Below are 20,888 nucleotides of genomic sequence, written 5' to 3'. Positions count from 1 at the left end.
TAGACTTGTGAATAACATTCACTCCCCGATTCCGCCGCGCCGGCGTATCCGGCACCCAAGGAGCACACCGTGACCGAACGCATCGTCCTCGCCTACTCGGGCGGCCTGGACACCTCCGTCGCGATCGGCTGGATCGCCGACGCCACCGGCGCAGAGGTCGTCGCCGTCGCCGTCGACGTGGGCCAGGGCGGGGAATCGCTCGAGACGATCCGCGAGCGGGCGCTCGGCTGCGGCGCCGTCGAGGCCCACGTCGTGGACGCGCGCGACGAGTTCGCGGACGAGTACTGCATGCCCACGCTCAAGGCCGGGGCGCTGTACCAGAACCACTACCCGCTGATCTCGGCGATCTCCCGCCCCGTCATCGCCAGGCACCTCGTGGCGGCGGCACGGCGCTTCGGCGCGGGCACCGTCGCCCACGGCTGCACGGGCAAGGGCAACGACCAGGTCCGCTTCGAGGTCGGCATCCAGACCCTGGGCCCGGAGCTGAAGTGCATCGCGCCCGTGCGGGACCTGGCCCTGACGCGCGACAAGGCCATCGCCTACGCGGAGGCCAAGGGCCTGCCGATCGAGACCACCAAGAAGAACCCGTACTCGATCGACCAGAACGTCTGGGGCCGGGCCATCGAGACCGGATACCTCGAGGACCTCTGGAACGCGCCCACCAAGGACATCTACGCCTACACCGACTCCCCGGAGTTCCCGCCCGCCCCCGACGAGGTGCTGATCAGCTTCCGGGAGGGCATCCCCGTCTCCCTCGACGGCGTCCCCGTCACCCCGCTCCAGGCCATCGAGCAGCTCAACCGCCGCGCCGGCGCGCAGGGCGTCGGCCGCATCGACGTCGTCGAGGACCGGCTCGTCGGCATCAAGTCCCGCGAGATCTACGAGGCGCCCGGGGCCATGGCGCTCATGGAGGCGCACAAGCACCTCGAGAACGTCACGGTGGAGCGGGAGCAGGCCCGGTTCAAGGCCACGGTCTCGCAGCGCTGGAGCGAGCTGGTCTACGACGGCCAGTGGTTCTCCCCGCTGAAGCGCTCGCTCGACGCCTTCATCGACGACACCCAGCGCCACGTCTCCGGCGACATCCGCATGGAGCTGCACGCCGGGCGCGCCACGGTCACGGGGCGCCGCGGCGACGCGGGGCTCTACCGCTTCGACCTGGCCACCTATGACACGGGGGACGCGTTCGACCAGTCGAGCGCCCGCGGCTTCATCGACATCTTCGGCCTGACGTCCAAGGTCGCCACCGAGCGCGACGAGCGCCTGAACCTGGAGGTCGCCCGATGAGCGCCAAGGACTCCGCAACCAACGAGGGCTCGCTCTGGGGCGGCCGCTTCGCAGGCGGTCCCGCCGACGCGCTCGCGGCCCTGAGCAAGTCGACGCACTTCGACTGGCGGCTGGCCCGCTACGACATCGCCGGCTCCAGGGCCCACGCCCGCGTCCTGCACACGGCGGGCCTCCTCGACGAGGCGGAGCTGCGGGACATGCTCGCGGCGCTCGGGCGGCTCGAGGAGGACGTCGTCTCCGGCGCCTACACGGCCGCGCCCTCGGATGAGGACGTGCACGGATCCCTCGAGCGCGGGTTGATCGAACGCGCCGGACCGGAGCTGGGAGGCAAGTTGCGCGCGGGGCGCTCCCGCAACGACCAGATCGCGACCCTGGGCCGGATGTTCCTGCGCGAGAACGCCCGGCTCATCGCCCGCGGCGTGCTGTCCGTCGTCGACGCGCTCGTCGCCCAGGCCCAGGCCCACCCGGAGGCCGCGATGCCGGGCCGCACGCACCTGCAGCACGCCCAGCCCGTGCTCCTCTCCCACCACCTGCTGGCCCACGCCTGGGCGCTGCTGCGCGACGTGCAGCGGCTCGCCGACTGGGACCGGCGCGCCGCCGTCTCCCCCTACGGGTCCGGCGCCCTCGCCGGCTCGTCGCTCGGGCTGGATCCGGAGGCCGTCGCCGCCGAGCTCGGATTCGACTCGGCCGTCTGGAACTCGATCGACGGCACCGCGAGCCGGGACGTGTTCGCCGAGTTCGCATGGGTCGCGGCGATGATCGGCGTCGACCTCTCCCGGATCTCCGAGGAGGTCATCCTCTGGGCCACGAAGGAGTTCTCCTTCGTCACCCTCGATGACGCCTATTCGACGGGCTCCTCGATCATGCCGCAGAAGAAGAACCCCGATGTCGCCGAGCTCGCCCGCGGCAAGGCGGGGCGCCTCATCGGCGACCTGACCGGGCTCCTGGCCACGCTCAAGGGGCTCCCGCTCGCCTACAACCGCGACCTGCAGGAGGACAAGGAACCGGTGTTCGACGCCGTCGACACCCTCGAGCTGCTGCTGCCCGCGGTCGCGGGGATGGTCGCGACGCTGAAGTTCAACACGGATCGGATGGCGGAGCTCGCACCGCTCGGCTTCGCCCTGGCCACGGACATCGCCGAGTGGCTCGTCCGCCAGGGCGTGCCGTTCCGCGACGCGCACGAGCTCTCGGGGGCGGCCGTGAAGCTCGCGGAGTCCCGCGGCGTCGAGCTGTGGGACCTGGGCGACGAGGACTTCGCTGGCATCTCGCCCGCGCTGACCCCCGAGGTCCGCAGCGTCCTGAGCACGGCCGGTTCCCTCGCCTCGCGCAACGCCCAGGGCGGCACGGCGCCGGAAGCGGTGGCCCGCCAGCTCGGGGCCCTGCGCGTCCAGCTGGCGGCCGCCCGGGACTACGCGGGCTGAGCCACGCTTCCCGGAACCGCCGCGCAACTGCTGGCGCGCCCCGCCGTCGTCCTGGCTCCGCTCCTGCTCGGGGCGGAGCTCCAGACGGGCCGGGGCGCCCGGGCCGTGCGCCTGCGGATCACGGAAGTGGAGGCCTACGAGGGCGCCGCTGATCCCGGATCCCACGGCTACCGCGGGCGCACGGAGCGGAACCGGTCCCTCTTCGGCCCGCCGGGCACGCTGTACGTCTACCTCAGCTACGGGATGCACTTCTGCGCGAACCTGGTCTGCGGGGACGACGGCGCCGCCTCGGCCGTGCTCCTGCGCGGCGGCGAGGTGCTGGACGGGATCCGAGCCGCCCGACGGCGCCGTGGCGGTGTTGCGGAGGGCCCGGGACTCGCGAACGGGCCCGCGAAGCTCGCGCAGGCCCTGGGGCTCGACCTGGCCTGGGACGGCGCGCCCGTGGACCTCGCGCGGCCCGAACCCGCAGCCGACCCGGGGCGGGAAGCAGGGCGGCGGAGCCTGCGGCCCGGTCCTGCCGAGTCCGGACGGCGGTTGCTCCTCTCCGGCGTCGCCGACGCCCCTCCGGACCGTTTGCGCACGGGACCGAGGGTCGGGGTCTCCGGGGCCGGGGGCACCGACGCGTACCCGTGGCGCTTCTGGCTCGACGGCGAGCCCACGGTCTCCCGCTACCGGGCGGCGAAGGCCTCCCGGGGCGCCGCCGGGACGGTCGGGGGACGGGCCACGGGGCCGATAGAGTAGTGGGGTGAATCCGAGCCCAGAGCCCATCGAATCGCTCCTGGACCGTCTGAGCGCCGTCGTCCCGGACCACCCCGTTCCCGGGGTCTCCTTCAAGGACCTGACCCCCGTCTTCGCAGACCCCCACGGCCTGCGCCGGGTCGTCGACGAGGTCGTCGCCCCCTTCGCCGGCTCGTACGACGTCGTGGCTGGGCTCGAGGCCCGCGGCTTCATCCTGGCCGCCGCGGCCGCCTATGCGCAGGGGACCGGCATGATCACCATCCGCAAGAAGGGCAGGCTCCCGCGGGCCGTCTACTCCGACGACTACACGCTCGAGTACGGCAGCGCGACGCTCGAGATCCACCGCGGCGACCTGGCCCCCGGCAGCCGCGTCCTGGTCCTCGACGACGTCCTGGCCACGGGCGGAACCGTCGGCTCCGCCTGCCGGCTCGTCGAACGCGCCGGGGGAACCGTCGCGGGCGTCGGGGTCGTCCTCGAGCTGCCCGCGCTCGGCGGGCGGCGGGCCCTGGCCGGCCGCCGCATCCACGCGCTGCAGCAGGCCTGAGAACACGGAGTAGACTTGTCTGTCCGCCGAACCGCTGGAGGAGCATCCATGCCAGAGTCACCGTCCCCCGTGACGGAGCTGGAACTCGAGCGCAGCTATGTCGCCGGGCTCTACGAGCGCCTCGACGAGCTGCGCGAGGAGAAGACGCGCCAACTGGCCCGCGTCCGCCGCGGCGGGGCGGTCGGATCACTGCAGAACGTGTCCGAACGGGACGCCTTCGCGACGATGTACGAGGACCGCCTCGCCCAGCTCAACGCCGTCGAGGACCGGCTGGTCTTCGGCCGGCTCGACCTCGAGGGCGCCAACGGGGCCTCCGGCCATGGCAACGGCGACGACGCCGGCGCCTCGGCCACGACGCGCTATATCGGCAGGATCGGCCTGACCGACCGCGAGCAGTCACGGCTCATGATCGACTGGCGCGCGCCCGAGGCCGGCGCCTTCTACCAGGCGACGGCGTTCGAGCGCCATGGAGTGCGCCGCCGGCGCCACCTGATCCTCAAGGGACGCAACGTCGTCGCCCTCGAGGACGACGTCCTCGACCCGGAACTGCTGAGCGAGCAGGCCGAGCACCAGGGGGAGGGGGCCCTGCTGGCCGCCCTGCGCTCCAAGCGCACGGGCCGGATGGCCGACATCGTCTCCACCATCCAGGCGGAACAGGACCGCATCATCCGCTCGGAGCTGGCCGGGGTCCTCGTGGTCCAGGGCGGGCCGGGAACGGGCAAGACCGCCGTCGCGCTGCACCGCGCCGCGTTCCTGCTGTACCAGCACCGGGAGCGGCTCAAGTCCGCGGGCGTGCTCCTCGTGGGTCCGTCGTCGTCCTTCATGCGCTACATCGAGCGCGTGCTGCCCTCCCTGGGCGAGACCGGCGTCGTCATGGCGAGCCTGGGGCGGCTCATGCCCGGCATCCGGGCCGTGCCCGAGCCGGGCCGCGAGGCCGCGCGGATCAAGGGGCGGATCGGGATGGCCGACGTCGTCGCGCGCGCCGTGGCCAACCGGCAGCGGCTGCCCGACGGCGACCGCCGGGTCGTCGTCGAAGGGACGCCGCTCGTCCTCACGCCGCGGCAGGTCCGGCGGGCCCGGGACAAGGCGCGGGCCACGCACAAGCCCCACAACGAGGCTCGCACGACGTTCGTGAAGATCCTGGTCCGAGAGCTCGCCGAGCAGCTGCGGGACAAGCTCGAGGAGTCCTCGGGGACGGGCAACTCCGTCGACCGCGCGTACCTGTCCGAGGACGTCCGCTCCTCCCGCGACGTGCGCATCGCCCTGAACCTGTGCTGGCTCCCCATGACGCCCGAGAAGCTCATCGCCGAGCTGTACGCCAAGCCGGAGCTGCTCGCCGCCGTCGCACCGGAGCTCTCGGCGACCGAGCGCGCCGCGCTGCGCCGGGACCCCGGCGCGCCGTGGACCGAGGCCGACGTGCCCCTGCTCGACGAGGCCGCCGAGCTGCTCGGTGAGCTGGACGCCTCGGCCGGGCGCGACGCCGCCCAGCGCGAGGCCGAGCACCAGCGCGACGTGGCGAACGCGACCCAGGCCCTCGAGAACGTCGACTCAGCCCTGCGCGAGATCGGCGTGGACGGCATCCTCGACGCCGAGGACCTCGCCGCGATGAACCAGGAGGGCGAGACCGTGCTGACCGCGGCGGAGCGCGCCTCCCAGGACCGCAACTGGGCCTACGGACACGTCGTGGTCGACGAGGCGCAGGAGCTCTCGCCCATGCAGTGGCGCCTGCTGATGCGCCGTTGCCCGCTCAAGTCGTTCACCGTCGTCGGCGACATCGCCCAGGCGTCCTCCGCCGCGAGCGCCACGAGCTGGGCGCAGGCCATGGCGCCGTTCGTGGGGGAGCGGTTCACGCTCGAGGAGCTGACCGTGAACTACCGGACGCCCACGCAGATCGCCGAGGCCGCGGCACGGATGGCCCAGGCGGCCGGCCTCGTCGTCTCGACGCCCAAGGCGGTGCGCGAAGGGCGCTGGGCGCCGGTCGTCGACCGGGTCCCCGCAGACGGCCTGCGCGCCGCGCTCGCGGCGGCGCTGCCCGAGGAGGTCGGCTTCGCCGAGGGCGGGCTCACGGCCGTCATCGCGCCGGCGTCCCGCTTGCGCGGGGCCCGTGCGACCGCCGTCGAACTCTACGGCCGCCGCGTGGGCACGGGCTCCGGGGGGCTCGAACAGGACATCGTCGTCACGACGGCGCAGGAGGCGAAGGGGCTCGAGTTCGACGTCGTCCTGCTGCTGGAACCGGACGAGCTGATCGCCGAGGCCGACGGAGGGTTCGGCGACCTCTACGTCGCGATGACCCGCGCCACGCAGCGGCTGCGGATCCTCGCCGAGGGGCGCGTCCCCGACGGCATCGTCGCGGACTGACGGCCGGGCCCTCCCTGCTGCTAGGTTTAAGGGCGTGTCATTGAGCGAGCAGAACCCCGCCCTCGCGGGGCAGAAGAACGATCCCGCCTTCCCCAACATCTGGCAGGAGCTGAAGTGGCGTGGCCTGGTCCACGTGTCCACGGACGAGGCCGCGCTGGAGGAACTGCTCGCGGGGGATCCCATCACCTATTACTGCGGCTTCGACCCGACGGCGCCGTCGCTGCACCTCGGGAACCTGGTCCAGTTGCTGAACATGCGCCGGCTGCAGCTGGCCGGGCACCGGCCGCTCGGGCTGGTCGGCGGATCGACCGGACTGATCGGTGACCCCCGGCAGACCGCCGAGCGCGTGCTGAACACCAAGGAGACGGTCGCCGAGTGGGTCGCCAAGCTCCAGGACCAGGTCTCGGCCTTCCTCTCCTTCGAGGGGGACAACGCGGCGCGGATGGTCAACAACCTCGACTGGACCGCGCGGCTGTCCGCCATCGACTTCCTGCGCGACATCGGGAAGTTCTTCCGCGTCGGCACGATGATCAAGAAGGAGACGGTCGCCGCTCGCCTGAACTCGGACGAGGGCATCAGCTACACCGAGTTCAGCTACCAGGTCCTGCAGGGCTACGACTACCTGCAGCTGCACCGCGACTACGGCTGCGTCCTGCAGACCGGCGGCTCGGACCAGTGGGGAAACCTGACCAGCGGCACGGACCTGATCCGGAAGGTCGAGGCCACGTCGGTGCACGCCTACGGCACTCCGCTGATCACCAACTCCGACGGCTCGAAGTTCGGCAAGAGCGAGGGCAACGCCATCTGGCTCGACCCGGAGATGTGCAGTCCCTACGCGTTCTACCAGTTCTGGCTCAACACGGCCGACGCCGACGTGGTCGACCGCTTGAAGGTCTTCACCTTCCTGGACCGGGCGGAGATCGAGGCGCTCGCCGCCGAGGTCGCCGAGCGGCCGTTCGCCCGCAAGGCCCAGAAGGAGCTGGCCTACAACGTCACCTCCCTCGTCCACGGTGTCGAGGCGACGGAGAAGGTCATCGCCGCATCCGCTGCCCTGTTCGGCCAGGGCGTGCTCTCCGAACTCGACGAGGCGACCCTGCGGGCTGCCACGTCCGAACTCCCGAGCGCCGAGGTCGCTGCCGGCGGGCTCGGCATCGTCGACCTGCTCTTGGCGTCGGGGCTCTCCGAGTCCAAGTCCGCTGCCCGCCGCACCGTCGGCGAGGGCGGGGCGTACGTCAACAACCGCAAGATCGACGACACCGAGGCCGTGATCACTGCGGACGAGCTGCTCCATGGCCGCTACCTTCTGCTGCGTCGTGGCAAGAAGAACCTGGCCATGGTCGAGGTCGCCGGCTGAGTCGGGACGCGATCCGAGGCCAAGGGCCCGGTCCAGGTGTGAGCCACCTGGACCGGGCCCTTCTTCGTGGGGGCCTCACGTGGACCGTCGGAGCAGCGCCGGATGCGGCCCTATGGCGCCGGCCGTTACCCCCTGGATCAGCGTCGTGGTGGGGATCGCGGGCGCGACACGCCCGGGCGTCATCGTCGATTTGTGGGGCCGCTCCGTCCCGTGTATTGTTTTCTGAGTCGCCGGGACGAGGACAGCGGAAACGCTGAAGATCGCGAGGCGGCCAACCCCCTTCCACTCGGACAGAATCCGGACGCTTTGAAGCGCCCGGCGACGACGAGCGGGAGGATCCCGGTTCCCGGGCCAGATCGAGTAAACACCGATTTGACACCGAGGAAAAGGGAGAATAAATTAGGAATATCGCTACGGAAGAAAAGCGAAAGAATACGAATTCTTTCAGGATTCAATCGCTCGGAACCGTAAGCAGCCTGTTGTTTGAGAACTCAATAGTGTGCCATGTTTGTTGACACCGATTTTTGTATTGGTGAATGGCTTTTCTGGTGCCACCCCCGTGGTGCTGGGAGGGTTTTTTGCCGGGATTTTTTGACTTGGTGCAGCTGGGTCCGCATTTTCCTGTGGGTTTGGTTGTGTCTGTATTTTTTTACGGAGAGTTTGATCCTGGCTCAGGATGAACGCTGGCGGCGTGCTTAACACATGCAAGTCGAACGATGATGCCCAGCTTGCTGGGTGGATTAGTGGCGAACGGGTGAGTAACACGTGAGCAACCTGCCCCCGACTCTGGGATAAGCCTGGGAAACTGGGTCTAATACCGGATATGACCGGCCACCGCATGGTGTGTTGGTGGAAAGATTCATTGGTTGGGGATGGGCTCGCGGCCTATCAGCTTGTTGGTGGGGTAATGGCCTACCAAGGCGACGACGGGTAGCCGGCCTGAGAGGGTGACCGGCCACACTGGGACTGAGACACGGCCCAGACTCCTACGGGAGGCAGCAGTGGGGAATATTGCACAATGGGCGCAAGCCTGATGCAGCGACGCCGCGTGAGGGATGACGGCCTTCGGGTTGTAAACCTCTTTCAGTAGGGAAGAAGCGCAAGTGACGGTACCTGCAGAAGAAGCGCCGGCTAACTACGTGCCAGCAGCCGCGGTAATACGTAGGGCGCGAGCGTTATCCGGAATTATTGGGCGTAAAGAGCTCGTAGGCGGTTTGTCGCGTCTGCCGTGAAAGTCCGGGGCTCAACCCCGGATCTGCGGTGGGTACGGGCAGGCTAGAGTGCTGTAGGGGAGACTGGAATTCCTGGTGTAGCGGTGAAATGCGCAGATATCAGGAGGAACACCGATGGCGAAGGCAGGTCTCTGGGCAGTAACTGACGCTGAGGAGCGAAAGCATGGGGAGCGAACAGGATTAGATACCCTGGTAGTCCATGCCGTAAACGTTGGGCACTAGATGTGGGGGACATTCCACGTTTTCCGCGTCGTAGCTAACGCATTAAGTGCCCCGCCTGGGGAGTACGGCCGCAAGGCTAAAACTCAAAGGAATTGACGGGGGCCCGCACAAGCGGCGGAGCATGCGGATTAATTCGATGCAACGCGAAGAACCTTACCAAGGCTTGACATGGGCCGGACCGGGCTGGAAACAGTCCTTCCCCTTTGGGGCCGGTTCACAGGTGGTGCATGGTTGTCGTCAGCTCGTGTCGTGAGATGTTGGGTTAAGTCCCGCAACGAGCGCAACCCTCGTTCCATGTTGCCAGCGGGTTATGCCGGGGACTCATGGGAGACTGCCGGGGTCAACTCGGAGGAAGGTGGGGACGACGTCAAATCATCATGCCCCTTATGTCTTGGGCTTCACGCATGCTACAATGGCCGGTACAAAGGGTTGCGATACTGTGAGGTGGAGCTAATCCCAAAAAGCCGGTCTCAGTTCGGATTGGGGTCTGCAACTCGACCCCATGAAGTCGGAGTCGCTAGTAATCGCAGATCAGCAACGCTGCGGTGAATACGTTCCCGGGCCTTGTACACACCGCCCGTCAAGTCACGAAAGTTGGTAACACCCGAAGCCGGTGGCCCAACCCCTTGTGGGAGGGAGCCGTCGAAGGTGGGACCGGCGATTGGGACTAAGTCGTAACAAGGTAGCCGTACCGGAAGGTGCGGCTGGATCACCTCCTTTCTAAGGAGCAGCTAGCACTTGTCCGCCGGGGATGCATGTCCTTTGGTGGTGGTGTTCAGTGTTTGCCCGTTGCCGCCACGGATGTTGGTGGGCGGGCGCTCATGGGTGGAATGTCGATGAATCGTGGCCTGGGATCTTGCTGGTCCCCTGTTCGTGAGTACGCCTGGTCCGTGTGCCCCCTTTTTGTGGGGTGTGTGGGTGGGGTGGGAAAGCGGTGGGGGGTTGGTGGTCTCGGGTCCATGGCACACTGTTGGGCCCTGAAGCAACAGGCGCCCTGCCTGAGCCGGTGTTCGTGCCGGGGGGTGGGTGGTTGTTGTTTTCCCGCGCATGGCCTAAGCCGGCCCCGTATCGTCCTTGTTTCCCAGTGTTGTGCTGGTGTTGCGGGGGTGGGGGGTTGGTGGTGGGTGTGATGGGGGTTGTTGTTTGGGAACTGCATAGTGGACGCGAGCATCTTGTATGCCATCGCCTTCGGGGTTTTGTCCCTGTGGGTGGTGGAGTGCAATAGCAATTTCTTTGATGATGGAAGACCCTGTCCGCCCCGGTGTGGGTGGGCGTGGTTTTCTCGATTGTTCGTAAGTAAGTGCTCTTGCTTGGCCTGTTTGTGGTCAAGTTTTCAAGGGCGCACGGTGGATGCCTTGGCATTGGGAGCCGAAGAAGGACGTGGGAATCTGCGATAAGCCTGGTGGAGTCGATAACCGGACGTTGAGGCCAGGATTTCCGAATGGGGAAACCCCGCACAGCGCGCGAGTGTCTGTGTGACCGGCAGCTGAACACATAGGCTGTCCGGGGGGAACGCGGGGAAGTGAAACATCTCAGTACCCGCAGGAAGAGAAAACAACAGTGATTCCGTGAGTAGTGGCGAGCGAAAGCGGATGGGGCTAAACCGGTCCATGTGTGATAGCCGGCGGGCGTTGCATGGCCGGGGTCGTGGGACCATCCATACCAGTTCTGCCGGGCTGGTGGGGCGAGGTGCGGGCGTATAGGCGAACCGGTTTGAAGGCCGGACCAGAGGGGGTGTGAGTCCCGTAGCCGTAATGCGTTCCGCCGTCCTGTGGTGGCATCCCAAGTAGTACGGGGCCCGAGAAATCCCGTGCGAATCCGCCAGGACCACCTGGTAAGCCTGAATACTACCCAATGACCGATAGCGGACAAGTACCGTGAGGGAAAGGTGAAAAGTACCCCGGGAGGGGAGTGAAACAGTACCTGAAACCGTGTGCCTACAATCCGTCGGAGCCTCCTTGTTGGGGTGACGGCGTGCCTTTTGAAGAATGAGCCTGCGAGTTAGTGCTGTGTCGCGAGGTTAACCCGTGTGGGGGAGCCGTAGCGAAAGCGAGTCTGAATAGGGCGATTCAGTGGCACGGTCTAGACCCGAAGCGGAGTGATCTACCCATGGCCAGGTTGAAGCGCGTGTAAGAGCGCGTGGAGGACCGAACCCACTTCAGTTGAAAATGGAGGGGATGAGCTGTGGGTAGGGGTGAAAGGCCAATCAAACTCCGTGATAGCTGGTTCTCCCCGAAATGCATTTAGGTGCAGCGTTGCGTGTTTCTTGCCGGAGGTAGAGCTACTGGATGGCCGATGGGCCCGACCAGGTTACTGACGTCAGCCAAACTCCGAATGCCGGTAAGTCAGAGCGCAGCAGTGAGACCGTGGGGGATAAGCTTCATGGTCGAGAGGGAAACAGCCCAGAACGCCGACTAAGGCCCCCAAGCGTGTGCTAAGTGGGAAAGGATGTGGAGTTGCCCAGACAACCAGGAGGTTGGCTTAGAAGCAGCCACCCTTGAAAGAGTGCGTAATAGCTCACTGGTCAAGTGATTCCGCGCCGACAATGTAGCGGGGCTCAAGCACACCGCCGAAGTCGCGTCATCCGGATACCAGGCAGGCCTTCGTGGTCCAGCCGTCCGGGTGGGTAGGGGAGCGTCGTGCCGGCAGTGAAGCCGCGGTGGAAACCAGTGGTGGAGCCGGCACGAGTGAGAATGCAGGCATGAGTAGCGAAAGACGGGTGGGAAACCCGTCCGCCGAATGATCAAGGGTTCCAGGGTCAAGCTAATCTGCCCTGGGTAAGTCGGGACCTAAGGCGAGGCCGACAGGCGTAGTCGATGGACAACGGGTTGATATTCCCGTACCGGTGAAGAACCGTCCCTACCGGACCGGCGATGCTAACCGCCCCAACCATCCACCGGGATCCCTTCGGGGCTCCCACCGGGTGGGCGGCGCGGGAACCGAGCCGGCGAGGTCAGCGTATTAACAGGTGTGACGCAGGAAGGTAGCCGGGCCAGGCAATGGAATCGACCTGGTCCAAGGGCGTAGGCCGGGGAATAGGCAAATCCGTTCCCCGTTACATGGCTCAGACCCGATAGGCGCCCACGTTGGTGGGTGATCCGGTGATCCTATGCTGCCAAGAAAAGCATCGGCGCGAGGTTCCAACCGCCCGTACCCCAAACCGACACAGGTGATCAGGTAGAGAATACCAAGGCGATCGAGAGAATCATGGTTAAGGAACTCGGCAAAATGCCCCCGTAACTTCGGGAGAAGGGGGGCCCCAACCCTGAGCACGCCACGCGTGTGTGAGGGGATCGGGGCCGCAGAGACCAGGGGGAAGCGACTGTTTACTAAAAACACAGGTCCGTGCGAAGTCGCAAGACGATGTATACGGACTGACTCCTGCCCGGTGCTGGAAGGTTAAGAGGACCGGTCAGCCGCAAGGCGAAGCCGGGAATTCAAGCCCCAGTAAACGGCGGTGGTAACTATAACCATCCTAAGGTAGCGAAATTCCTTGTCGGGTAAGTTCCGACCTGCACGAATGGAGTAACGACTTCCCCGCTGTCTCAACCATGAACTCGGCGAAATTGCACTACGAGTAAAGATGCTCGTTACGCGCAGCAGGACGGAAAGACCCCGAGACCTTTACTATAGTTTGGTATTGGTGTTCGGTGCGGCTTGTGTAGGATAGGTGGGAGACTGTGAAGCGGACACGCCAGTGGCCGTGGAGTCGTCGTTGAAATACCACTCTGGCCGTACCGGATTCCTAACTTCGGCCCATGATCTGGGTCAGGGACAGTGCCTGATGGGTAGTTTAACTGGGGCGGTTGCCTCCCAAAAAGTAACGGAGGCGCCCAAAGGTTCCCTCAGCCTGGTTGGCAATCAGGTGTCGAGTGTAAGTGCACAAGGGAGCTTGACTGTGAGAGCGACAGCTCGAGCAGGGACGAAAGTCGGGACTAGTGATCCGGCGGCACCTCGTGGAAGGGCCGTCGCTCAACGGATAAAAGGTACCTCGGGGATAACAGGCTGATCTTGCCCAAGAGTCCATATCGACGGCATGGTTTGGCACCTCGATGTCGGCTCGTCGCATCCTGGGGCTGGAGTAGGTCCCAAGGGTTGGGCTGTTCGCCCATTAAAGCGGTACGCGAGCTGGGTTTAGAACGTCGTGAGACAGTTCGGTCCCTATCCGCTGCGCGCGCAGGAAATTTGAGAAGGGCTGTCCTTAGTACGAGAGGACCGGGACGGACGAACCTCTGGTGTGTCAGTTGTACTGCCAAGTGCACCGCTGATTGGCTACGTTCGGATGGGATAACCGCTGAAAGCATCTAAGCGGGAAGCCCGCTTCAAGATGAGATTTCCATACCACTTGTTGGTGAGAGGCCCCCAGCCAGACCACTGGGTTGATAGGCGGGACGTGGAAGCGAGGACCAAAGACTCGTGAAGCCGACCCGTACTAATAGGCCGACAACTTACACCACAAACACCACACCACGTGTGTGGCAAGCATGCTGCGTCCACTATGCGGTACCGAAACAACAACCAGTTTCGCTACAATCAAATAGAACCACTGTCACGGAAACAACCACGTGACCCACAAGATTTCCCACCCCCACCACGGGGGTCGCGGAGCAAGGGTTACGGCGGTCATAGCGTGGGGGAAACGCCCGGTCCCATACCGAACCCGGAAGCTAAGACCCACAGCGCCGATGGTACTGCACTCGGGAGGGTGTGGGAGAGTAGGACACCGCCGGACAACCATTACCAGGACCCCCAACCTCACGGCTGGGGGTCCTGACGTTTAAGCGTCAGAATCGGGCGGAGCTCCGCTCGACTAAGATTGAATGAGTCGCAGAACGGGCCGACGGCTCGGCCCCATCAGTAACACCACCCAGGCGTGCCATCCGCGCGTCTCAGAGAGGAACGGCCACAGTGGCTGACGAGCAGCAGTCTTCCCGCGGAGATCGACCCCGCAAGCACAACAACCACGAGAAGGGCGGCGAGCGCCGCGAGGGTGGTTTCCGTGGTGGCAACGATCGCCGCGAAGGTGGCTACCAGGGCGGCCAGCGTCGTGAGGGCGGCTACCAGGGTGGTGAGCGCCGTGAAGGTGGTTTCCGCGGTGGGAACGATCGCCGTGAGGGCGGCTACCAGGGTGGTGAGCGCCGCGAGGGTGGTTTCCGTGGTGGGAACGATCGCCGTGAGGGCGGCTACCAGGGTGGTGAGCGCCGCGAGGGTGGTTTCCGTGGTGGCAACGACCGCCGTGAGGGCGGCTACCAGGGTGGTGAGCGCCGTGAAGGTGGTTTCCGTGGTGGCAACGACCGCCGTGAGGGCGGCTACCAGGGCGGCCAGCGTCGTGAGGGCGGCTACCAGGGCGGCCAGCGTCGTGAGGGTGGCTACCAGGGTGGTGAGCGCCGTGAAGGTGGTTTCCGCGGTGGTAACGACGGCCGCGAGGGTGGCTACCAGGGTGGGGACCGCCGCGAGGGTGGTTTCCGTGGTGGCAACGATCGCCGTGAGGGTGGCTCCCAGGGTGGTGCGCGTCGCGAGGGTGGTTTCCGTGGTGGCAACGATCGCCGTGAGGGCGGCTACCAGGGCGGCCAGCGTCGTGAGGGCGGCTACCAGGGTGGTGAGCGCCGTGAAGGTGGCTTCCGCGGTGGCAACGACCGCCGTGAAGGTGGTTTCCGCGGTGGCAACGACCGCCGCGAAGGTGGATACCGCGGTGGCAATGATCGACGTGAAGGTGGCTACCAGGGCGGCCAGCGTCGTGAAGGCGGATACCGCGGCGGCGACGAACGCCGGAGCGCGCCCTCCCGTGGCGCGGGCGACAAGCCCCGTGGCGGGCGCCCTGCCGATCGCGAGCAGTCCTTCCCCCGGCCGGACCGCGACGAGGCTCGCCCGCACAACCCGGCGGATCTGCGCATCGCCAACCGCGGTGACCGCGGACGTTCGCCCGAGATCGACGACGACGTCACGGGCAAGGAGCTCGACCGCATCACGAAGGCCGAGCTGCGCTACCTGGACGACAAGAACAACGAATGGGTCTCCAAGCACCTGGTGATGGCCGGGCGCCTGATCGACCTCGACCCAGAGCTCGCCTACGACCACGCCCTGGCGGCCAGCCGCCGCGGAGGCCGCGTGGCCGTCGTGCGCGAGGCCGTCGGCCTGACCGCCTACGCGGCCGGCAAGTACGCGGATGCCCTGCGGGAGTTCCGGACCTTCCGCCGCATCAGCGGATCGAACATCCACTTGCCGATCATGGCCGATTGCGAGCGCGGCCTCGGCAAGCCGGAGAAGGCCCTCGAGACGGCGCGGAGCGAGGAGGCCGCGGCCCTCGACGTTCCGGCCCGCGTCGAGATGGCGATCGTCGCCTCGGGTGCGCAGACCGATCTCGGCCATCTCGAGGAGGCCCTCGAGGAGCTGCGCATCCCGCAACTCGACATCAACCGCGCCTTCTCCTTCAGCCCGCGGCTCTTCGCGGTCTACGCCGACGCCCTCGAGGCCGTCGGCAAGGACGAGGAGGCGGCCTTGTGGCGCCGGCAGATCGTCATCGCCGAGAGCGCGCTCGGCGTGGGCGAGTTCGCGGATCCCGAGATCATGGACCTCGGGGAGGACGACGACGAGCCCGTCGAGAAGCCCCGCGCCAAGGACGTCGTCCTTCCGGCCGGCCAGGAAGAGGGCATCGACGCCGAGGACGGCCTGTACGAGGGCGCTGACGAGCAGGACGCCGGTGAGGGCGCGGACGGCGCGGACCAGGACAACTCCGGGGACATCCCCGGCGATGCCGCTGACCCCGACACGGACGCGGACGACGTGGAGTCGGACGACTTCCTCGACGCCGGCAGCGAGCTCGACGTCGACGGCAGCGCCGACGAGGCCGAGGCGCTGGACACCGGTGACGAGACGCAGGATGCCGCTGCCCGCGACGGATCGGAGCAGTAGCGCCCGATGACGACGACGCCCCTGCTGATTTCCTCCTACGACGCGGTCCTCTCCGACCTCGACGGAGTGGTCTACGCCGGCGCGGGCGCCGTGCCCGAAGCGGTGCCTGCGCTGCGCGGACTGCACGGGCACGGCGTCGCGCTCGCCTACATCACCAACAACGCGTCCCGCTCGCCCGAACAGGTCGCGGAGCACTTGTGCGGCCTGGGCGCGCCCGCGACGGCCGGCCAGGTCTTCGGCTCCGCGGCCGCGGGCAGCGAGCTCCTGGCCGGATTGATCGCACCGGGCGCGCCCGTCCTCGTGGTCGGGAGCGGATACCTGCGTTCCTGCGTCGAGTCGCGGGGCTTCCGCGTGGTGGACTCGGCGGCGGATGCGCCGGCCGCCGTCATCCAGGGCTTCGATCCCACTCTCGGCTGGACGGACCTGGCCGAGGCCGCGTACGCGATCCAGCGCGGGGCGGCGTGGGTCGCGACCAATACGGACCTGACGATTCCGCGCGCGGAGGGCATCGCCCCCGGCAACGGCTCGCTCGTCGATGCCGTCGCCAACGCGACGGGGGCCGTGCCGCTCGTCGCCGGCAAGCCCGAGCCGCTCCTGTTCGAACGCGCCGCGCGGACCCTCGGCGCGGACCGCCCGCTCGTCGTGGGCGACCGTCTGGACACCGACATCCTGGGTGGCAACCGCGCGGGCTTCGCGACGGCTTCCATCCTCACGGGCATCGACGGCACCGCCGAGATCCTGGGCGCCGCGGCCGCAGAACGCCCGAGATACATCCTCGGCAACCTGGCCGGGCTCTACGAGCCCTACCCGGCCTTGGAGCACGACGCCGGAGCCCACCGCTGCGGCGGGGCGTCGGCCCGCGTCGTCGATGGGACCGTGACGGTCGCGGGCGTCGAGGACGACCTTGACGCGTGGCGCGCCGCGTGCGCGGCGTGGTGGGCGGCCACCCCCGAGGCGGCCTCGCGCACGCGTCCGGACCTCGTGTTCTCGGGGGCGTCCGGGGGAAGCCGATGACGTCCGACCGGCCCGAGGTGCCCGAGGTCGACTGGCCCGAGGTGCCCGCCCCGACCGGCAACGCCGATGTCGACGCGGCCCTGGGCGAGCTGGGCCGGCTGCCGGGGCTGCCCGTGGGGGCGCATCAGGAGGTCTTCGAAGCCGTCCACGACGCCCTGCGGGCCGCCCTGGACGCGGACGGGGAGCGCTAGGTGGCCCGGCTGGACGCCGAACTCGTCGCGCGCGGCCTGGCGCGGTCCCGGACGCAGGCCGCCGCGCTCGTCGCCGGGGGACGGGTCCTCCTCGACGGGGCCCCGGCGGCCAAGGCGTCCCGTCCCGTCGCCGAGGGCCAACGCCTCGAGGTCCTGCCGGCGGAGGGCGCCGAGTACGTGAGCCGCGCGGGCCACAAGCTCGCCGGCGCGCTCGACGCCTTCGACGACGTCGTCGTCCGGGGCCGCCGCTGCCTCGACGCCGGCGCCTCGACGGGCGGATTCACCCAGGTGCTGCTGCTGCGCGGGGCGGCATCCGTGGCCGCCGTCGACGTCGGCCACGGCCAGCTCGTGGACGAGCTGCGCCGGGACCCGCGGGTCGACGTCCGCGAGGGCTACAACGTGCGCCATCTCGAGGCCGCCGACCTCGGTGGCCCGGTCGACCTCGTCGTGGCCGACCTCTCCTTCATTTCCCTCACCCTGGTCATGGCGCCCCTGGCCGCCGCGACGCGCCCGGGCGGCGACCTCGTCCTCATGGTCAAGCCGCAGTTCGAGGTGGGCCGCGAGAACCTCTCCCGCACCGGCGTCGTCACCGACCCGGGCTGGCGCCGCCGAGCCGTCGAAGCGGTGATCGACTCGGCCCGGAGCGCGGGCCTGGCCCTCCGCGGGCTCGCGCGCAGCCCCTTGCCGGGGCAGGACGGCAACGCCGAGTTCTTCCTCCGCCTCCGTGTCCCGGACCCCGGCGGCCCTCCACAGCCGGACGCCTTCCCCGCCGTTCTCGACGAGGTTGACTATTCTTGATCACGGGCCCGGGCATCCGGGCCACGCCCGGAACGCCGACGGAAGGAACTCATGAGAAGGATCCTCGTCCTGGCCCACACCGGACGCGAAGACTCCCTGCAGGCCACCCTCGACACGTGCCTGAGCCTGAGGGCCCACGGGCTGGTCCCGGTCATGCGCCGGCTGGAGCTGCAGAATCTGCGCAATTCCCTCGAGGCGGAGCAGCTCGAGGTCTCCGTCCTGGGCGAGGACGTCCAGCTCGACGAGATCGACCTCGGCATGGTGCTCGGCGGCGACGGCACGGTCCTGCGCTCGGCCGAACTCGTGCGCAACTCGAACGTCCCCCTGCTCGGCGTGAACCTCGGCCACGTCGGCTTCCTCGCGGAGAGCGAGCGGACCGACCTGCAGCAGACGGTCGAATGGGTCGTCAACCGCGAGTACACGGTCGAGGAACGCATGGCGATCGACGTCCAGGTCTGGTTCGGCAACCGCCGCATCGCCCACACCTGGGCGCTCAACGAGGCCGCGGTCGAGAAGGCCAACCGCGAACGCATGATCGAGGTCGTCATGGAGATCGACGGGCGCCCCATCAGCACGTTCGGCTGCGACGGCATGGTCATGGCCACGCCCACCGGCTCCACCGCCTACGCCTTCTCCGCCGGCGGCCCCGTGGTGTGGCCGGAGGTGGAGGCGCTCGTCATGGTCCCCATCAGCGCCCACGCGCTCTTCGCGAAGCCGCTCGTCGTCGCCCCGACCTCGACCATGGCCCTCGAGCTGCTGACCCGCACCGACGCCCAGGCGGTGCTCTGGTGCGACGGCCGGCGCACCGTGGACCTTCCACCCGGCTCCCGCGTCGAGGTGACGAGGTCGCCGAAGCCCGTGCGGCTGGCACGGGTGAACAAGACGCCCTTCAGTGAGCGCCTCGTCCGCAAGTTCGAGCTGCCCACGAGCGGCTGGCGCGGTCCCGTCCCGGACAAGGACCGCGAGGCCGACACGACGGCCCTGCCGCTCGTCCCGGCCCCCCTGCACGTCGTCGAACCCCGCTACCACCAGCCGCGGACGGAGGAACAGCACCCATGATCGAGGAGATCCGCATCTCGGACCTCGGCGTCATCACCGGCGCCAGCCTGCCCCTCGGCGCGGGCCTGAGCGTGGTCACGGGGGAGACCGGGGCCGGGAAGACCATGGTCGTCACGGCCCTGGGGCTCCTCCTAGGCGCCCGGGCCGACGCCGGATCCGTGCGCCACGGCGCCCGCCAGGCGGTCGCCGAGGCGAGCCTGCGCCTTCCCGCCGGCGGGTCCGTGGTCCGCCGGGCGGAGGAGGCCGGGGCGCTGGTCGACGAGGACGACGACGAAGCGGGACTGATCATCAGCCGCACCGTGGGTGCCGAGGGACGCAGCAAGGCCGCCGTCGGCGGACGGGCGGCGCCTGTCGGCCTCCTCGCGGAGCTCGGAGCCGAGCTCGTGGTGGTCCACGGGCAGACGGACCAGTTGCGGCTCAAGGAGGCCGCCGCGCAACGGGGAGCCCTCGACAAGTTCGGCGGGCGGGAGCTCGCCCGCGCCGTGGAGGACTACGGCACGGCCTTCGACCGGTGGCGCGATGTCCAGGCCGAGCTCGGGGAGCTGACGGGCCGCCAGCGCGAACGGCTGCGCGAGGCGGAGGCGCTGCAGCTCTCGCTCGAGGAAATCGACGCCGTGGACCCCGGGCCGGGGGAGGACGAGGCGCTCAAGGCGGAGTCCATGAAGCTCACGAACCTTGAGGGCCTGCGCTCCGCGGCGCTCACGGCGCAGGCGGCCGTCTCGGGAGACGACTACGCCGACGCGCCGGCGGCCACGGTGCTCGTGGAGGCGGCCCAACGATCCCTCGAGCAGGCGGGCGGGGACGATCCCGAGCTGGCCGCCCTCTCCGGGCGGTTGAAGGAGGTCGGCTACCTCTTGGCCGATGTCTCGGCCGAGCTCTCGAGCTACGCGGCCGGGCTCGACGCCGATGGGCCCGGCCGGCTCGCGGAGGTGGAGGAGCGCCGCGCCGCGCTGTCCGTGCTGGTGCGGAAGTACGCTCCGGGCATCGACGAGGTCCTCGAGTGGGCGGCGCAGGCGCGCGCCCGCCTGGGCGAACTGCAGGACGACTCCGGGCGCATCGAGGCGCTCACGGCCGAGGAGGAGCGGCTGCGGGCCGAGCTCGCGGCGCTCGGCGCCACCCTCACCGGGCTGCGGACGAGCGCGGCGGCCGAGCTCGCGGACCGGGTCACGGCCGAGCTCGCCGCCCTGGCCATGCCGGACGCCCGCTTCGTCGTGGAGGTCCTGCCCGCGGCCCAGGCGGCGCGCCACGGGGCCGACGAGGTGCGCATGCTCCTGCAGCCCCATGCGGGCAGCGCGCCCCGGCCCCTCGGCAAGGGCGCCTCCGGTGGCGAGCTCTCCCGTGTGATGCTCGCGATCGAGGTGGTCCTGGCCGCCGTGGATCCCGTCCCCACGTTCGTCTTCGACGAGGTGGACGCCGGCGTCGGCGGCAAGGCGGCCGTACAGATCGGCAAGCGGCTGGCCATGCTCGCACGGCATGTCCAGGTCATCGTCGTCACCCACTTGCCGCAGGTCGCCGCCTATGCCGACCGCCACATCCGCGTGATCAAGAGCTCGGATGCGGCCGCCGACGGGGGAGCGGGATTCACGGCGAGCGACGTGGTCCTGCTCGACGAACCGGAGCGGATCCGCGAACTGGCCAGGATGCTCGCGGGCCAGGAGGAATCGGACACGGCCCAGGCCCACGCGGGCGAGCTCCTGGAGGAGGCCCGGCAGGCCGTCTCCGCGCTCGGGTGAGGCCCCGGCGTCGTACCCCTCCAGTAGA

Annotated in this window: 13 protein-coding genes and 3 rRNA genes; 15 read left to right on the top strand and 1 reads right to left on the bottom strand. The window is 68.4% G+C overall.

What is annotated here, in order from left to right:
* The first annotated feature begins 69 nt into the window (after positions 1–69).
* From AC0QR5_RS06285 to rrf, 9 genes are all read left to right on the top strand, one after another.
* The gene (locus AC0QR5_RS06285) at positions 70–1,284 is read left to right on the top strand and encodes an argininosuccinate synthase (protein WP_329862738.1); all 1,215 of its coding nucleotides are present in this window, start codon (positions 70–72) and stop codon (positions 1,282–1,284) included.
* Positions 1,281–2,705, top strand: a complete 1,425-nt coding sequence (gene argH, locus AC0QR5_RS06280; protein ID WP_329862740.1) for an argininosuccinate lyase — start codon at positions 1,281–1,283, stop codon at positions 2,703–2,705. The genes AC0QR5_RS06285 and argH overlap by 4 nt, the downstream gene beginning before the upstream one ends.
* Positions 2,706–2,732: 27 nt before the next feature.
* Entirely contained in the window at positions 2,733–3,446 is a 714-nt protein-coding gene (locus tag AC0QR5_RS06275; protein ID WP_430970749.1) for a DNA-3-methyladenine glycosylase, read from the top strand.
* A gap of 4 nt (positions 3,447–3,450) precedes the next feature.
* Complete coding sequence (locus tag AC0QR5_RS06270; protein ID WP_329862742.1) at positions 3,451–3,987, top strand: adenine phosphoribosyltransferase; 537 nt, start codon at positions 3,451–3,453, stop codon at positions 3,985–3,987.
* A 48-nt stretch (positions 3,988–4,035) separates the two neighbouring features.
* Entirely contained in the window at positions 4,036–6,345 is a 2,310-nt protein-coding gene (locus AC0QR5_RS06265; RefSeq protein WP_329862744.1) for a UvrD-helicase domain-containing protein, read from the top strand.
* Positions 6,346–6,379: 34 nt separating this feature from the next.
* Complete coding sequence (gene tyrS / locus AC0QR5_RS06260; RefSeq protein ID WP_430970748.1) at positions 6,380–7,699, top strand: tyrosine--tRNA ligase; 1,320 nt, start codon at positions 6,380–6,382, stop codon at positions 7,697–7,699.
* A gap of 648 nt (positions 7,700–8,347) precedes the next feature.
* A 16S ribosomal RNA gene (locus AC0QR5_RS06255) occupies positions 8,348–9,873 on the top strand.
* 603 nt (positions 9,874–10,476) lie between these two features.
* Positions 10,477–13,610: ribosomal RNA gene (locus AC0QR5_RS06250) — 23S ribosomal RNA — on the top strand.
* A gap of 158 nt (positions 13,611–13,768) precedes the next feature.
* Positions 13,769–13,885: ribosomal RNA gene (rrf, locus tag AC0QR5_RS06245) — 5S ribosomal RNA — on the top strand.
* The 16S, 23S and 5S rRNA genes sit together here, the layout of an rRNA operon.
* Positions 13,886–14,007: 122 nt before the next feature.
* On the opposite strand, the gene AC0QR5_RS06240 is transcribed toward rrf, so the two are convergent.
* On the bottom strand, positions 14,008–15,231 hold the full coding sequence (locus AC0QR5_RS06240) for a hypothetical protein (RefSeq protein WP_329863633.1): 1,224 nt from the start codon (positions 15,229–15,231) through the stop codon (positions 14,008–14,010).
* On the opposite strand from AC0QR5_RS06240, the gene AC0QR5_RS06235 reads away from it, so the two are divergent.
* From AC0QR5_RS06235 to recN, 6 genes are read left to right on the top strand one after another with little or no spacing between them, the layout of a single operon-like run.
* Entirely contained in the window at positions 15,184–16,065 is an 882-nt protein-coding gene (locus AC0QR5_RS06235) for a hypothetical protein (RefSeq protein ID WP_329863634.1), read from the top strand. The two genes, AC0QR5_RS06240 and AC0QR5_RS06235, sit on opposite strands and share 48 nt — an antisense overlap.
* 6 nt (positions 16,066–16,071) lie before the next feature.
* The gene (locus AC0QR5_RS06230) at positions 16,072–17,079 is read left to right on the top strand and encodes an HAD-IIA family hydrolase (RefSeq protein ID WP_329863635.1); all 1,008 of its coding nucleotides are present in this window, start codon (positions 16,072–16,074) and stop codon (positions 17,077–17,079) included.
* Positions 17,076–17,270: a hypothetical protein gene (locus AC0QR5_RS06225; protein WP_329863637.1), complete on the top strand. Its 195-nt coding sequence runs from the start codon at positions 17,076–17,078 to the stop codon at positions 17,268–17,270. The genes AC0QR5_RS06230 and AC0QR5_RS06225 overlap by 4 nt, the downstream gene beginning before the upstream one ends.
* Complete coding sequence (locus AC0QR5_RS06220; protein WP_329863639.1) at positions 17,271–18,068, top strand: TlyA family RNA methyltransferase; 798 nt, start codon at positions 17,271–17,273, stop codon at positions 18,066–18,068.
* Between the two features lie 51 nt (positions 18,069–18,119).
* Positions 18,120–19,127 (top strand): NAD kinase, encoded by a 1,008-nt coding sequence (locus tag AC0QR5_RS06215; RefSeq protein ID WP_329863640.1) that lies wholly within the window; start codon positions 18,120–18,122, stop codon positions 19,125–19,127.
* Positions 19,124–20,860 (top strand): DNA repair protein RecN, encoded by a 1,737-nt coding sequence (gene recN / locus AC0QR5_RS06210; RefSeq protein ID WP_329863642.1) that lies wholly within the window; start codon positions 19,124–19,126, stop codon positions 20,858–20,860. The genes AC0QR5_RS06215 and recN overlap by 4 nt, the downstream gene beginning before the upstream one ends.
* The last annotated feature ends 28 nt before the right edge of the window (positions 20,861–20,888 follow it).

Source organism: Arthrobacter sp. J156 (genome assembly GCF_056172865.1).
This window is presented reverse-complemented; position numbering and strand designations above follow the sequence as displayed.

Coding starts and splice junctions, on each gene's coding strand:
- argH (WP_329862740.1), top strand. CDS start 1,281: ATGAGCGCCAAGGACTCCGCAACCAACGAGGGCTCGCTCTGGGGCGGC.
- AC0QR5_RS06265 (WP_329862744.1), top strand. CDS start 4,036: ATGCCAGAGTCACCGTCCCCCGTGACGGAGCTGGAACTCGAGCGCAGC.
- AC0QR5_RS06235 (WP_329863634.1), top strand. CDS start 15,184: ATGGCCGGGCGCCTGATCGACCTCGACCCAGAGCTCGCCTACGACCAC.
- AC0QR5_RS06230 (WP_329863635.1), top strand. CDS start 16,072: ATGACGACGACGCCCCTGCTGATTTCCTCCTACGACGCGGTCCTCTCC.
- AC0QR5_RS06225 (WP_329863637.1), top strand. CDS start 17,076: ATGACGTCCGACCGGCCCGAGGTGCCCGAGGTCGACTGGCCCGAGGTG.
- AC0QR5_RS06215 (WP_329863640.1), top strand. CDS start 18,120: ATGAGAAGGATCCTCGTCCTGGCCCACACCGGACGCGAAGACTCCCTG.
- recN (WP_329863642.1), top strand. CDS start 19,124: ATGATCGAGGAGATCCGCATCTCGGACCTCGGCGTCATCACCGGCGCC.